The organism is Cellulomonas sp. URHD0024, from assembly GCF_000426185.1.
GTDB lineage: Bacteria > Actinomycetota > Actinomycetes > Actinomycetales > Cellulomonadaceae > Cellulomonas.
Window position 1 is genome coordinate 185,339 of sequence record NZ_AUEW01000010.1, and the last position, 13,092, is coordinate 198,430.

Sequence of the window (13,092 nt, forward strand, 5' to 3'; positions counted from 1 at the left end):
ACCGTTCACCGTGCTCGGAGGCGTGTGCTCCGGGCATGACCGAGCAGCTGGACGATCACGACGATCGCGAGGGCCAGCACGAACATGAACGAGCTGATGACGTTGGCCTGCGGCGGGATGCCACGGGTCGCCGAGATGTACACGAACTTGGGGAACGTCTGGTAAGCGCCCGACGTGAAGTTGGTGACGATGAAGTCGTCGAAGCTCAGGCTGAAGGCGAGCAGCGCCGCGGCTGCGATCCCGGGCAGCAGAAGCGGGAACGTGACCCGCCAGAAGGCCTGCAGCGGGGAGGCGTACAGATCCGCGGCCGCCTCCTCGATCGCCGGGTCGAGGCTGGAGACGCGAGCCTTCGCCGTGACGACGACGAAGCTGACGCAGAACAGCACGTGGGAGGCGACGACGGTGTTGAAGCCCAGCGGCACCCGCACGGACAGGAACTGCGCCAGGAGCGCCGCGCCGAGCACCACCTCGGGAGTGGACATGGGCAGGAAGATGAGCAGGTTGGCGGCCGACCGCCCGCGGAACTGGAACCGCACGAGCCCGATGGCCAGCAGCGTGCCGAGCGCCGTGGCGATCACGGTGGACAGCAGCCCGACCTGCAGCGAGTGCCCGAACGCCTCGCACACCTGGGGCGCGCCGCACGGGTTGCGCCAGTTGTCCAGCGTGAAGCCGCGCCAGACGAGGTTCGTCTTGCCCGCGTCGTTGAACGAGAACACGACCGTGTAGGCGACCGGGACCAGGAGGAACAGGAATCCCAGGGCCGCGAAGGTCGGCACGATCGCGTCGCCGAGGCGTCGTCGTGCGGGCCTGGGCTCTCTGGAAGGCGCCGTGCGGAGGTCGACGCTCACAGGAGCTCCTCGGTTCCGGCGCGCCGGATGTACACGGTTACCAGCAGCATGATGGCCGCCATGAGGACGACGGACAGCGCCGCGGCCGTCGGGTAGTCGAGGACCTTGAAGAACCGGGCGTCGATGACCTGCCCGATCATCGTCGTGTTCGTGTTGTTGCCGAGCAGCGTGGCGTTCACGTAGTCACCGACGGCCGGGATGAACACCAGAAGCGTGCCCGCGACGACGCCGGGCAGCGAGAGCGGCCACGTCACCGTGCGGAACGTGGTGATCGGCGCCGCGTACAGGTCCGCGCCGGCCTCGAGCATCCGGGCGTCGAGGCGCTCCAGCCCGGCGAAGATGGGCAGGACCATGAACGGCAGGAAGTTGTACGTCAGGCCGCAGACGACCGCGAACGGGGTCGCCGTCAGCCGGGCGTCCTCCGGGAGCAGGTTGAGCCAGTGCAGGATGCTGACGACGAGCGAGTCGTCGGCGAGGATCTGCTTCCACGCAATCGTCCGCAGGATGAAGCTGGTGAAGAACGGCGCGACGACAAGAACGAGCAGCATTCCTTGCAAGAGCGTGCGACCGCGCGCTCGGACGGCGATCGCGTAGGCCATGGGGTACCCGATGACGAGCGCGGCCACCGTGGCCACGAGCGCGAACCAGAACGACCGGAGCATGACGGGCCAGAACTGCGACAGGGCGTGGACGTAGTTCTGCCAGTGCAGCGCGGGCTGGTACTGGCCGATGTCGCCGCCCGGGACGGGGACGTACAAGGACGTCGCCAGGAGCGCCCCGACGGGGACGACGAAGAGCAGGATCAGGTAGACGAGCCCCGGACCGACCAGGATCCAGTGCGAACGGGAACGCCTGCGGCGTGCGGGCGCGACCGGACCGGTCGAGACGCCCTCGTCGAGCACCGAGGCGATGCTCACGGCTCGTCGTCCAGGTCGAGGGTGCCCTCGTCGGGAGCGTCCGCGCCGTCCAGCGCGAACGTGAAGTCGGCGGACCAGGCCAGGCGCACCTGCGCACCGGGCTCGACCATCGAGCCGCCCAGCAGGTTCTGCGCGAACACCCCGAACGTGCCGAGTCCCGGGACCTCGACCTGGTACTGCGTGCTGACGCCCGTGAACGACACGTCCGTGACGGTCCCCGGGCCCAGCAGGTTCTCGGTCGACGACGGTTCCTGCTCGCCGACGAGCAGGCGCAGCTTCTCCGGACGGACACCGACCAGGACGTCCCCGCTGGACCGCACCGACCGGCCCTCGGGCACCAGGATCCGTGTCCCGGCGACGTCGACCGCCAGCAGGCCGGTCCTCGTGCGCTCGACCACAGTGCCGGGGACCAGGTTCGACTGGCCCAGGAAGTTGGCGACGAACGCCGTCCGTGGGAGCTCGTACAGCTCGGCGGGCGTGCCCATCTGCTCGATGCGCCCGTGGTTCATGACGGCGACCGTGTCGGCCATCGTCATGGCCTCTTCCTGGTCGTGCGTGACGTGGATGAACGTCAGGCCGACCTCGGTCTGGATGCGCTTGAGCTCGAGCTGCATCTGGCGGCGGAGCTTGAGGTCGAGGGCCCCGAGCGGTTCGTCGAGGAGGAGCACGGACGGCCGGTTGACCAGGGCGCGGGCCAGGGCGACCCGCTGCTGCTGGCCGCCCGAGAGCTGCGCCGGCCTTCGGTCGGCGAGATGTGCGAGCTCGACCAGGTCGAGGCCCTCTGCCACGCGACGGGCGATCTCGCTCTTGCCCTGCCGGCGCAGCCCGAACGCGACGTTCTCCCCGACGCTCAGGTGCGGGAAGAGCGCGTAGCTCTGGAAGACCGTGTTGACCGGCCGCTGGTGCGCGCGGGTCCCGGTGAGGTCGCGGCCGCCGATCGCGATCGTGCCGGAGGTGGGCTGCTCCAGACCGGCGACCATGCGCAGGGTCGTCGTCTTGCCGCAGCCCGACGGGCCGAGCAGCGCGAAGAACGAGCCCGACGGCACGGTCAGGCTCAGGTCGTCGACCGCGACGAAGTCGCCGAACACCTTGCTGACCCGCCTGATCTCCAGGGCAGCGCCCGTGTCGGTCGCGTCCTCGACGAGTGCGGTCGCGCCGTCGGCGGTGCTCGTCATGCGCCGATGACGGTGAGGAACTCGCCGTTGTAACGCTCTTCCTCGTCCGGCTCGAGCGTGCGAAACACGCTGACGTTGGACAGGATCTCGGGCGTCGGGAAGATCATCGGGTTCTCGGCGAGGTCCGGGTCGATCGCGTCCATCGCCTCCTTCGCACCCTGGACCGGGGTGATGTAGTTGACCCACGCCGCGACCTGCGCCGCCACCTCGGGGTCGTAGTAGTAGTCCATGAGCTTCTCGGCGTTGGAGCGGGCGGGCGAGCCGATCGGCACCATCATGTTGTCGCTCCAGAGCGTGCCGCCGGCGTCGGGGATCGCGAACTCGAACCGGTCGTCGGACTCGTAGTTCAGCGACGTGATGTCTCCCGACCAGCCGATGACCGCGATCGCGTCGCCCGACGACAGGTCCTGCGTGTACGAGTTGCCCAGCACCTTGCGGATGTGTCCCGAGCCGATCTTCTCCCGCAGGATGTCCAGCGAGGCGTAGAAGTCGTCGTCGGTCCAGTCACCCGACGGGTCGACGCCCTGGCTGAGCATGATCAGGCCCATGGTGTCGCGCATCTCGGAGAGCACCTCCACCCGCCCGGCCAGCTCCGACTTCCACAGGTCCTCGACCGAGTGCAGGCCACCCGGGACCTTCGACTTGTCCCAGGCGAGCCCGGCGAACCCCGACTGCCACGTCAGCGAGTGCTTGCGCCCCGGGTCGAAGTCGACGTTGACGAGGTTCTCCAGGATGTTCGTGGAGTTGGGCATCGCTGCCTTGTCGAGCGCCTGGGTGTACCCGAGGCGGATCATCCGCGCGGCCATCCAGTCGGTGAGGGTGACGATGTCGTAGCCGATGTCCTGGCCGTTCTTCAGCTGTCCGTTCACCTTGCCGTAGAAGGTGTCGTTGTCCTCGATGTCCTCGGCGTAGGTCACCCTGATGCCGGTCTTCGCCTCGAACGCCTCGAGCGTCGGGTACTCGGTGCCGTCGTCGTTCTGGTCGAGGTACTGCGTCCAGTTGGCCCACCGCACGAGCTTGTCGCTCGACGAGTTGTCCTTCGCCGCCGCCGAGGGCGCCGCGGTCGGACCGGTGCCGCACGCCGCGAGCAGCGCCGCGGCTCCGGCGGTGCCGGCTGCGCCGAGCAGGAACGACCGCCGCGACAGGTCGGTCGAACGCTCGCGACTGCGGCGCGTGGCGTGCGCGATCAGAGCCCGGACGCGCGGGTCGGTCGGTACAGGTCGACGACGCAAGGCGGTCATGAGGCTCCTCGGTTCCGGCAGTGCCACGGACGCGGTCCGACGGATCCTCGCAAACGGACGGCCGTCCAGCAAGGAATTCGTTGCTAAAGCACCCAGCCGCAACGAAAATGTTTCATGCCGGACGCATCAACCCCACGGATCGGTGGGCTCAGGCGTCGAACGCCGACATCACGTGCTTGATCCGGGTGTAGTCCTCGAACCCGTACATCGACAGGTCCTTGCCGTACCCCGACTGCTTGAAACCGCCGTGCGGCATCTCCGCGACGAACGGGATGTGGGTGTTGATCCAGACCACCCCGAAGTCGAGTGCACGGGACATGCGCAGCGCGCAGCCGTGGTTGGACGTCCACACGGAGCTCGACAGGCCGTACCGGACGCCGTTGGCCAACGCGATCGCCTCGTCCTCGTCCGTGAACGTCTGCACCGTGATGACCGGCCCGAAGATCTCGTCCTGGACGGCCTCGTCGTCCTGGCGGAGGCCGGCCACGACGGTGGCCTCGACGAAGTACCCGGTGCTGCCGATCCGGTGGCCACCGGCCACGACGGACGCGTGGTCGGGCAACCGGTCCAGGAAGCCGGTGACCCGGTCGAGCTGCAGCGCGTTGTTCACCGGGCCGAACGCGACGTCCGGGTCGTCCGGCATGCCGGTCTTCTGCCCGCGGGCGGCCTGCGCGAGTGCGGCGACGAAGTCGTCGTGCACCGAGGCGTGCACGAGGACCCGGGTGGCCGCCGTGCAGTCCTGGCCCGCGTTGTAGTACCCGGCGCCGGCGATGCCCTCGGCGGCGGCGGCGAGGTCGGCGTCGGCGAACACGATGACCGGCGCCTTGCCACCCAGCTCGAGGTGCACGCGCTTGAGCCCGGCCGACGCCGCCTCGGCGACCTGCGAGCCGGCCCGCACGGAGCCCGTGATCGCGACCATGTCCGGCCGGGGGTGCGCGACGAGCTCGCGACCGGTCGTCCGATCCCCGCAGACGACGTTCAGCACACCAGGCGGCAGCACCTCGGCCGCGACCTGCCCGAGGAGCAGCGTCGACGCCGGCGTGGTGTCCGACGGCTTGAGCACGACCGTGTTGCCGGCCGCGAGCGCCGGGGCGATCTTCCAGATCGCCATCATCAGGGGGTAGTTCCAGGGAGTGACCTGGCCGACGACACCGACAGGCTCGCGGCGCACCCAGGACGTGTGCCCCGCCAGGTACTCCCCCGCGCTCAGTCCGTCGAGCACCCGCGCGGCCCCGGCGAAGAAGCGCAGCTGGTCCACGCACGGCGGGACCTCGTCGGTCGCGGTCAGGTGCAGCGGCTTGCCGGTGTTCCGTGACTCGACTGCGACGAACTCGTCGGCACGCGACTCGACGGCGTCGGCCAGCCTCAGGAGAGCGAGCTGCCGTTCGGCCGGCGTCGTGCGGCCCCACGTGGTGAACGCCTGTGCGGCCGAGGCGTAGGCAGCGTCGATGTCGGCAGCACCGCTCAGCGGCGCGCGGGCGTACTCCCGACCGGTCGACGGGTCGACGACCGGCGTCGTGCGACCGTCCGCGGCGGGACGCAGCTCACCTCCGACGACGTTCAGCAGCTCGATGGACTGGTCCGGGGCCTGGCTCACGGTGGACTCCTTCGCGGCGATTTCGTCGGTGGTCGCACGGTACGCCGCCGTGAACGCCTCCGGCAGGGTTGGACAGACCTTTCGGCCGATCACCGGCCCCCAGTCCTCGGAATCAGAAGATTCTTCGGCCTGTCACAACGAATTCCTTGCATCCACGGCCTGAGCCGACCACGATCGGCGCGTGGGCACACGCAGACCGGCACAGGGCAGCACGGCGCTCGACGACGTCTCCAAGGCGATCGTCGAACAGCTCCAGGAGGACGGGCGTCGGCCGTACGCGACGATCGGCAAGGCGATCGGGCTGTCGGAGGCGGCCGTGCGGCAGCGCGTGCAGCGACTCACAGACTCGGGCGTCATGCAGATCGTCGCGGTGACGGACCCCCTGCAGGTGGGATTCACGCGGCAGGCGATGATCGGTCTGCGGTGCGAGGGCGACCTGGGGCTGGTCGCCGATGCGCTCGCGGACCTGCACGAGGTCGACTACGTGGTCATCACGGCGGGCGGCTTCGACCTGCTGTGCGAGGTCGTCTGCGAGGACGACGACCACCTCCTCGAGGTGCTCAACCAGAAGATCCGCTCGTTGCCGGGCGTGCGGTCCGCGGAGACCTTCGTGTACCTGAAGCTGCGCAAGCAGCTCTACAACTGGGGGACGAGATGAGCACCACCCGGCTGGGCACCGACAGGTCGCAGGCGGCACGGGACCACCTCTGGGGCCACTTCACGCGACAGAGTGCGTGGGAGAACGGCGTCCCGACGATCGTCCGCGGCGAGGGGCACCACATCTTCGACGACGCCGGACGGCAGTACATCGACGGCCTGTCCGGCCTGTTCGTCGTGCAGGCGGGTCACGGTCGCACCGAGCTCGCCGAGGCGGCACGTGTCCAGGCCGAGAAGCTGGCGTTCTTCCCGCTGTGGTCGTACGCGCACCCCGAGGCGATCGACCTGGCGGAACGTCTGGCGGCCCACGCCCCGGGCGACCTCAATCGCGTCTTCTTCACCACAGGCGGCGGTGAGGCCGTGGAGACCGCCTGGAAGCTGGCCAAGAACTACTTCAAGCTCACCGGCAAGCCGAACAAGTACAAGGTCATCTCCCGCTCGATCGCGTACCACGGCACCACCCACGGCGCCCTGTCCATCACCGGCCTGCCCACCCTCAAGGCACCGTTCGAGCCGCTCGTGCCGGGTGCGCACAAGGTGCCGAACACCAACGAGTACCGAGCACCGGACCACCTGCGCGACGACCCCAAGGCGTTCGGCCGTTGGGCTGCGGACCGCATCGGGGAGGCCATCGAGTTCGAAGGTCCGGACACGGTCGCTGCGGTGTTCCTCGAGCCCGTGCAGAACGCCGGCGGCTGCTTCCCGCCGCCTCCCGGGTACTTCGAGCGCGTGCGGGAGATCTGCGACGAGCACGACGTGCTGCTGGTATCGGACGAGGTCATCTGCGCCTTCGGCCGGATCGGCTCGATCTTCGCGTGCGACGACTTCGGGTACGTACCCGACATGATCACCTGCGCCAAGGGGATGACGTCCGGCTACTCCCCGATCGGAGCCCTCATCGCCTCGGACAAGCTGTACGAGCCGTTCGGACGCGGCAGTGCGTCGTTCGCGCACGGCTACACGTTCGGCGGGCACCCGGTCTCGGCCGCGGTCGCCCACGCGAACCTCGACCTGTTCGAGCGCGAGGGCATCACGGACCACGTCAAGGCCACTGCTCCGGCCTTCCGCCGCACCCTGGAGCAGCTCCTCGACCTGCCGATCGTCGGTGACGTGCGCGGTGAGGGTTTCTTCTACGGGATCGAGCTGGTCAAGGACAAGACCACCCGCGAGACGTTCGACGCCGACGAGAGCGAACGGCTGCTGCGCGGCTTCCTGTCCGGCGCGCTGTTCGAGGCGGGCCTGTACTGCCGCGCCGACGACCGCGGCGACCCCGTCATCCAGCTCGCTCCCCCGCTGACGTGCGGGCAGCAGCAGTTCGACGAGATCGAGCAGATCCTGCGCGGCGTTCTCACCGAGGCGTGGACCCACCTGTGACGGCTTCCTTGTCGCTGTGGTTCGACCAGGTGGCTGCCGAGGACCCCGACGCCCTGGTGGCCCGCGACCCGCTCGACGGGGACGACGTGGTCGACGTGGTCATCGTCGGAGCGGGGCTGACGGGTCTGTGGACCGCGTACTACCTTCTCGAGCACGACCCGGCGCTCGAGGTGCTGGTCGTCGAGGCCGAGGTTGCGGGATTCGGGGCGAGCGGGCGCAACGGCGGCTGGTGCTCCGCCCTCTTCCCGGTCTCCGCCGACGAGCTCGCGCGTCGGCACGGGCACGACGCCGCTGCCGACCTGCGCGCCGCCATGCGGGACACGGTCGTCGAGGTGGGTGGCGTGGCCGCGGCCGAGCAGATCGACTGCGGCTTCGCCTTCGGAGGCACCGTCACGCTCGCCCGGAACCGCCCGCAGCTCGAACGCATCGCCTCCGAGGTCGGCGCGGGCGCCCGGTGGGGCGACGAGTCCCACCTGCTCGGTCCCGAGGAGGTCGAGGAGCACGTGCGGGCCGCCGGCGTGATCGGCGGTTCCTACACGCCCGACTGCGCCCGGATCCAGCCCTTGCGGCTGGTCCGAGGGCTCGTGGACGTGCTGCTGTCCCGCGGTGCGCGGTTGGTCGAGGGCACCCGTGCCCTGCGCCTGTCACCGCGGGCCGTCGTCACCGACCACGGGACCGTCCGGGCCCGCTGGGTGATCCGCGCGACCGAGGCCTGGACGTCCCAGCTGCCCGGTTCGGAGCGCGACCTCGCGCCCGTGTACTCGCACATGATCGCCACCGAGCCGCTGCCGCCCGAGGTGTGGGCGCAGATCGGGCTCGACCGCGCCCAGACGTTCCACGACGCTCGGCACCTGATCGTCTACGGCCAGCGCACCACCGACGACCGGCTCGCGTTCGGTGGCCGCGGCGCCCCTTACCATCTGCGTTCCTCGATCCGCCCGGCCTACGACCAGGTCGCGTCGGCGGCCGAGCACCTGCGACGCGAGCTGGTCGACCTGTTCCCCGTCCTCGACCGGGCCGAGATCACGCACCGCTGGGGCGGCCCGCTCGGCGTGGCGCGCGACTGGAACCCGTCCGTCGGGCTCGACGCCGAGACCGGGATCGGCTGGGCCGGCGGGTACGTCGGCGACGGCGTCTCGACGACGAACCTGGCCGGCAGGACGTTGGCCGACCTGGTCGCGGGCTCCGAGTCGCCGCTGGTGCGCCTGCCCTGGGTGGGGCACCGCTCCCCCCGGTGGGAGCCGGAGCCGCTGCGGTGGGCAGGGATCACGGCCGCGCGTCGGGCCGCGGTGTGGGCCGACCGCACCGAGGTCCGGTCGGGGCACACGAGCCGGGTCGAGTCTGTCCTGAACACGGTCCTGCGCCGCTGACCGGCCATCCCCGGCCATCCCCGGCCAAGAATCAGGGGTTCTTCCGACGATTCACCGGCGAATCCTCTGATTCGCCGGGTCAGGCGCGGGCGAGCAGCTCGTGGGTGCGGGACCGGGCCCACGACTCGGCGTCGAGGACCGCGTCGAGCGTGAGGTCGTCGACACCGCCGTGCTCGCCGAGCACCTGCTCGACGGTCGCCACGATGTCCAGGAAGCCGATGCGCCCCCGCAGGAAGGCCTCGACGCACTCCTCGTTGGCCGCGTTGTAGACCGCCGGGTGCGTGGGGCTCGCCGCGACGGCCGCCCGGGCGAGCGCGACGGCGCCGAAGACCTCTTCGTCGAGCGGCTCGAACGTCCAGGCGGTCGCCTGCGTCCAGTCGCAGCCCGGCGCCACGTCGGGCACGCGGTCCGGCCAGCTCAGACCGAGGGCGATCGGCAGGCGCATGTCCGGCGGCGACGCCTGGGCCAGCGTCGACCCGTCGACGAACTCGACCATCGAGTGCACGACCGACTGCGGGTGCACGACGACGGTGATGTGCTCGACCGGCACGTCGAACAGCAGGTGCGCCTCGATGAGCTCGAGTCCCTTGTTCATCAGCGTCGCCGAGTTGATCGTGACGACAGGTCCCATCGACCACGTCGGGTGCGCCAACGCCTGCTGCGGAGTCACGCACTTGACCTGGTCGTGGGCCCATCCGCGGAACGGTCCCCCGGAGGCGGTGAGCACGAGCCTGCGCACCTCCGCGCGCGTGCCACCCCGCAGCGCCTGGGCGATCGCCGAGTGCTCCGAGTCCACCGGGACGAGCTGGTCGGGGCGCTGCCGGGCGGCCTGGACGAGCCGGCCGCCGACGACGAGCGACTCCTTGTTGGCCAGCGCGAGCGTGCTGCCGGCGCCCAGCGCTGCGAGGGTCGGACCGAGCCCGACGCTGCCCGTGACGCCATTGAGCACCACGTCGGCGCCGCGCCCGGCGAGCTCGGTCGATGCCTGCGGTCCGACGAGCACCTCGACGCCGGGAAGAGCGTCGCGCAGCGTGGGTCCTGCCGTGACGTCGGCCACCGCCACCGTGGACACCCCGAGCAGCTGCGCCTGCCGGACGAGGAGACCCAGGTCGCCGCCGCCGGCGCTGAGTCCAATGACGGTGAACCGGTCACGGTTGCGGGCGATGACGTCGATCGCCTGGGTGCCGATCGAGCCTGTGGACCCGAGCAGGACGACGGTTCTGTGACTCACGCACCCATCATCGCGGGTCGTGGCAGGATCGCCGCATGCCAGGATCTTCGCCCGGCCCCACGTCGAGCACAGCCTCTGCTCAGGGGTCCGCCACCCGCCTGCTCGTCCTCGGCTGCGTGCGCATCTTCCAGCCGGTGCACGGGTACTTCCTGCGCCGGGAGCTGATGAGCTGGGAGGTCGAGCGCTGGGCTCGCATCCACCCGGGATCGATCTACAACGCCCTGAAGACGCTCACCAAGGCCGGGCTGCTCGCAGAGATCGAGAGCCCCTCTGGTACCCGTCCGCAACGGACCACCTACGTCATCACCCGCGACGGCGACGAGGAGTTCCTCGCGCTCGTCCGGGCCGGGCTGCTCGAGACCGAGGACCTGCAGGTGTTCCTCACCGCGGTCAACATGGCGTACGCCCTCCCCCGCGACGAGGTCGTGCGGGCGATCCAGACGCGCATCGGTCTGCTCGAAGACCTGCTGACGGAGACCACCGCGTCGATCGGCGAGATCCTGGACGCCAAGGACACCCCCGACACGGCCAGCGAGGTGCCTCGCCTGCTGTCGGCGCACATCCGCGCCGACATCACCTGGGCGCACGAGTACCTGGGACGGCTGCGGTCCGGTGCGTATGCGTTCGACGGTGAGCCGCCGCTGTGGACCCCGACGCCCGAGCAGATCGAGACGGCGCGACTGGCCGGCGTCGGCCCGGGGGTCCTGCTCGTCGAGGCTGAGGGTCACGGTCTAGGGGACGCGTAATAGTCAAGGTTGACGAGTAATAGTCAATCTTGAATACTGGGGTCACCATCCGAAGGAGACCCCGCATGATCCATGCCCGCGGCCTGGCCCGCACCTACAAGACCCGTCGAGGAGACGTCGACGCCGTGCGCGGTGTCGACCTCGACGTCGACGCCGGCGAGATCGTCGGCTTCCTCGGCCCGAACGGGGCCGGCAAGACCACCACGCTCCGCATGCTGACCACGCTGCTGCGCCCGACGCGCGGCGAGGCGACCGTCGCGGGCGCCGACCTGCGCGGCGACCCCGGGACCGTCCGGCGTCGCATCGGCTACGTCGCGCAGTCGGGTTCGACCGCCAGCGAGGCACGCGCCGGCGAGGAGGTCGTCGACCATGCGCTGCTCTACGGCGTACCTCGCGACGTCGCGACCGCCCGCGGCCGCGAGCTCTTCGGTCAGCTCGAGCTCGACGGGCTCTGGGACCGCAAGGCGGGTTCTCTGTCCGGGGGCCAGCGCCGCCGGCTCGACATCGCGCTTGGCCTGATCCACACGCCGCGTCTCGTCTTCCTCGACGAACCGACCACCGGCCTGGACCCCCAGGCCCGCGCCAACCTCTGGACCCACGTGCGCGGCCTGCGGGACACCCGCGGCAGCACCGTCTTCCTCACCACGCACTACCTCGACGAGGCCGACGCGCTCTGCGACCGGATCCTCGTGATCGACAGCGGCCAGATCGTCGCCGAGGGCAGCCCTGAGGAGCTCAAGCAGCGGGTCAGCGGCGACGCGATCGTGCTCACCGCCACCGCTCCCGCAGACGTCGCCCGCATCGCGGCCGTCTCCGCACAGCTCCAGGGCGCCACCACGCCGGTCGTCGACGGCCTGGCCGTCGAGGTACGCGTCCCGCAGGGCCGCACCCAGCTCGCCGGGCTGTTGCGTGCGCTGGACGCCGACGGGGTCGAGATCGACGGTGTCGAGCTTCGTCGCCCGACCCTCGACGACGTGTTCCTGACCCTCACCGGGCGCTCGTTGCGGGACGGCGAACAGCGCCGCAACGAGGACACCGACGTCGACGCCACGGATGGAGCGGCAGCATGACCACCACCGAGACACCGGTCTTCCTCGACGAGCAGGCCGGCCGTTCGACGTTCGTGCGGGACACCGGCACGGTGTTCCGACGGGCGATGCGCATCTCTCTGCGCAACCCCGTCTGGTCCGTGATGGGCCTGCTCCAGCCCGTGCTCTACCTGTGCCTGTTCGGACCTCTTCTCGAGCCGATCGCGGGCCAGCTCGGCGCCACGAACTCGTACCAGATGTTCGTCCCGGGCCTCCTCGTGCAGCTGGGGATGTTCGGTGCGCTGTTCGTCGGCTTCGGCCTCATCGGCGAGTGGCGCGACGGAGTGATCGAGGCCGAGCGCGTCAGCCCCGCTCCCCGTGCCGCACTCGTGCTCGGTCGGGTCACCCGCGACGTCATCGTCGTCTTCGTGCAGGGTGTGGTCCTGTGCTCGGTGGCGTTCCTGTTCGGGCTCGAGGCGCCCTTCTGGGGCGTCGTGCTCGGGATCGTGACCGGTGCGCTGCTCGCCGCCGCGTTCGCGTCGGCCTCCTACGCGATCGCGCTCACGCTCAAGAGCGAGGACGCACTGGCCCCGCTGATGAACGGCATCGCCCTGCCGTTGCTCCTGCTGTCCGGGATCCTGCTGCCCATCACGGCCGCCACCGCCCCCGCGTGGCTGAACACGCTCTCCAACCTCAACCCCGTCAAGCACGTCGTCTCCGGCATCCGCGCCCAGTTCAACGGAGAGTTCGGCACCCCGACGGCGGTCTGGGGAGTCGTGACGGCGATCGCGCTCGCGGGGATCGGCATGTGGTTCGGGGCGCGAACCTTCAAGCGCGAGGACGGCTGAGCCACCGCACGGCCGCGGACGAGCAGCTCGGGGCGCGAACCTTCAAGCGCGAGGACGGCT

Annotated in this window: 12 protein-coding genes; 6 read left to right on the forward strand and 6 right to left on the reverse strand. The window is 70.2% G+C overall.

What is annotated here, in order from left to right; translation table 11 throughout:
* Window positions 1-5 precede the first annotated feature (5 nt).
* The 5 genes from I847_RS0112275 to I847_RS0112295 form a co-directional block, all read right to left on the reverse strand.
* Complete coding sequence (locus tag I847_RS0112275) at window positions 6-848, reverse strand: ABC transporter permease (protein ID WP_081680841.1); 843 nt, start codon at window positions 846-848, stop codon at window positions 6-8.
* A complete protein-coding gene (locus tag I847_RS0112280; RefSeq protein ID WP_051274853.1) occupies window positions 845-1,759 on the reverse strand; it encodes an ABC transporter permease in 915 nt (304 codons plus the stop codon). The genes I847_RS0112275 and I847_RS0112280 overlap by 4 nt, the downstream gene beginning before the upstream one ends.
* A 2-nt stretch (window positions 1,760-1,761) precedes the next feature.
* On the reverse strand, window positions 1,762-2,940 hold the full coding sequence (locus I847_RS0112285) for an ABC transporter ATP-binding protein (RefSeq protein WP_034610091.1): 1,179 nt from the start codon (window positions 2,938-2,940) through the stop codon (window positions 1,762-1,764).
* Complete coding sequence (locus I847_RS0112290) at window positions 2,937-4,181, reverse strand: PotD/PotF family extracellular solute-binding protein (protein ID WP_081680843.1); 1,245 nt, start codon at window positions 4,179-4,181, stop codon at window positions 2,937-2,939. The genes I847_RS0112285 and I847_RS0112290 overlap by 4 nt, the downstream gene beginning before the upstream one ends.
* A gap of 148 nt (window positions 4,182-4,329) precedes the next feature.
* A complete protein-coding gene (locus tag I847_RS0112295) occupies window positions 4,330-5,778 on the reverse strand; it encodes a gamma-aminobutyraldehyde dehydrogenase (RefSeq protein ID WP_369751729.1) in 1,449 nt (482 codons plus the stop codon).
* A 181-nt stretch (window positions 5,779-5,959) separates the two neighbouring features.
* On the opposite strand from I847_RS0112295, the gene I847_RS0112300 reads away from it, so the two are divergent.
* Genes I847_RS0112300 through I847_RS0112310 form a run of 3 tightly spaced genes read left to right on the forward strand, consistent with a single transcriptional unit; the run spans window position 5,960 to window position 9,179 of the window.
* Window positions 5,960-6,436 (forward strand): Lrp/AsnC family transcriptional regulator, encoded by a 477-nt coding sequence (locus tag I847_RS0112300; RefSeq protein WP_028049932.1) that lies wholly within the window; start codon window positions 5,960-5,962, stop codon window positions 6,434-6,436.
* Complete coding sequence (locus I847_RS0112305; RefSeq protein WP_028049933.1) at window positions 6,433-7,809, forward strand: aspartate aminotransferase family protein; 1,377 nt, start codon at window positions 6,433-6,435, stop codon at window positions 7,807-7,809. The genes I847_RS0112300 and I847_RS0112305 overlap by 4 nt, the downstream gene beginning before the upstream one ends.
* Window positions 7,806-9,179: an FAD-binding oxidoreductase gene (locus I847_RS0112310; RefSeq protein ID WP_051274843.1), complete on the forward strand. Its 1,374-nt coding sequence runs from the start codon at window positions 7,806-7,808 to the stop codon at window positions 9,177-9,179. Before I847_RS0112305 ends, I847_RS0112310 begins: the two co-directional genes overlap by 4 nt.
* A 79-nt stretch (window positions 9,180-9,258) precedes the next feature.
* Here the strand turns inward: I847_RS0112310 and dxr are convergent, their stop codons facing one another.
* Window positions 9,259-10,410: a 1-deoxy-D-xylulose-5-phosphate reductoisomerase gene (gene dxr / locus I847_RS0112315; protein ID WP_028049935.1), complete on the reverse strand. Its 1,152-nt coding sequence runs from the start codon at window positions 10,408-10,410 to the stop codon at window positions 9,259-9,261.
* A gap of 35 nt (window positions 10,411-10,445) precedes the next feature.
* On the opposite strand from dxr, the gene I847_RS25705 reads away from it, so the two are divergent.
* The 3 genes from I847_RS25705 to I847_RS0112330 all read left to right on the forward strand — a co-directional run bounded on the left by I847_RS25705 (window position 10,446) and on the right by I847_RS0112330 (window position 13,032).
* Window positions 10,446-11,156: a PadR family transcriptional regulator gene (locus I847_RS25705; RefSeq protein ID WP_081680847.1), complete on the forward strand. Its 711-nt coding sequence runs from the start codon at window positions 10,446-10,448 to the stop codon at window positions 11,154-11,156.
* A gap of 65 nt (window positions 11,157-11,221) precedes the next feature.
* Window positions 11,222-12,226 (forward strand): ATP-binding cassette domain-containing protein, encoded by a 1,005-nt coding sequence (locus tag I847_RS0112325; protein WP_028049936.1) that lies wholly within the window; start codon window positions 11,222-11,224, stop codon window positions 12,224-12,226.
* Window positions 12,223-13,032, forward strand: coding sequence for an ABC transporter permease (locus tag I847_RS0112330; RefSeq protein WP_051274845.1), 810 nt, complete (start codon window positions 12,223-12,225; stop codon window positions 13,030-13,032). The genes I847_RS0112325 and I847_RS0112330 overlap by 4 nt, the downstream gene beginning before the upstream one ends.
* The last annotated feature ends 60 nt before the right edge of the window (window positions 13,033-13,092 follow it).

Coding starts and splice junctions, on each gene's coding strand:
- I847_RS0112305 (WP_028049933.1), top strand. CDS start 6,433: ATGAGCACCACCCGGCTGGGCACCGACAGGTCGCAGGCGGCACGGGAC.
- I847_RS0112325 (WP_028049936.1), top strand. CDS start 11,222: ATGATCCATGCCCGCGGCCTGGCCCGCACCTACAAGACCCGTCGAGGA.
- I847_RS0112290 (WP_081680843.1), bottom strand. CDS start 4,181: ATGACCGCCTTGCGTCGTCGACCTGTACCGACCGACCCGCGCGTCCGG.
- I847_RS0112285 (WP_034610091.1), bottom strand. CDS start 2,940: ATGACGAGCACCGCCGACGGCGCGACCGCACTCGTCGAGGACGCGACC.
- I847_RS25705 (WP_081680847.1), top strand. CDS start 10,446: ATGCCAGGATCTTCGCCCGGCCCCACGTCGAGCACAGCCTCTGCTCAG.
- I847_RS0112330 (WP_051274845.1), top strand. CDS start 12,223: ATGACCACCACCGAGACACCGGTCTTCCTCGACGAGCAGGCCGGCCGT.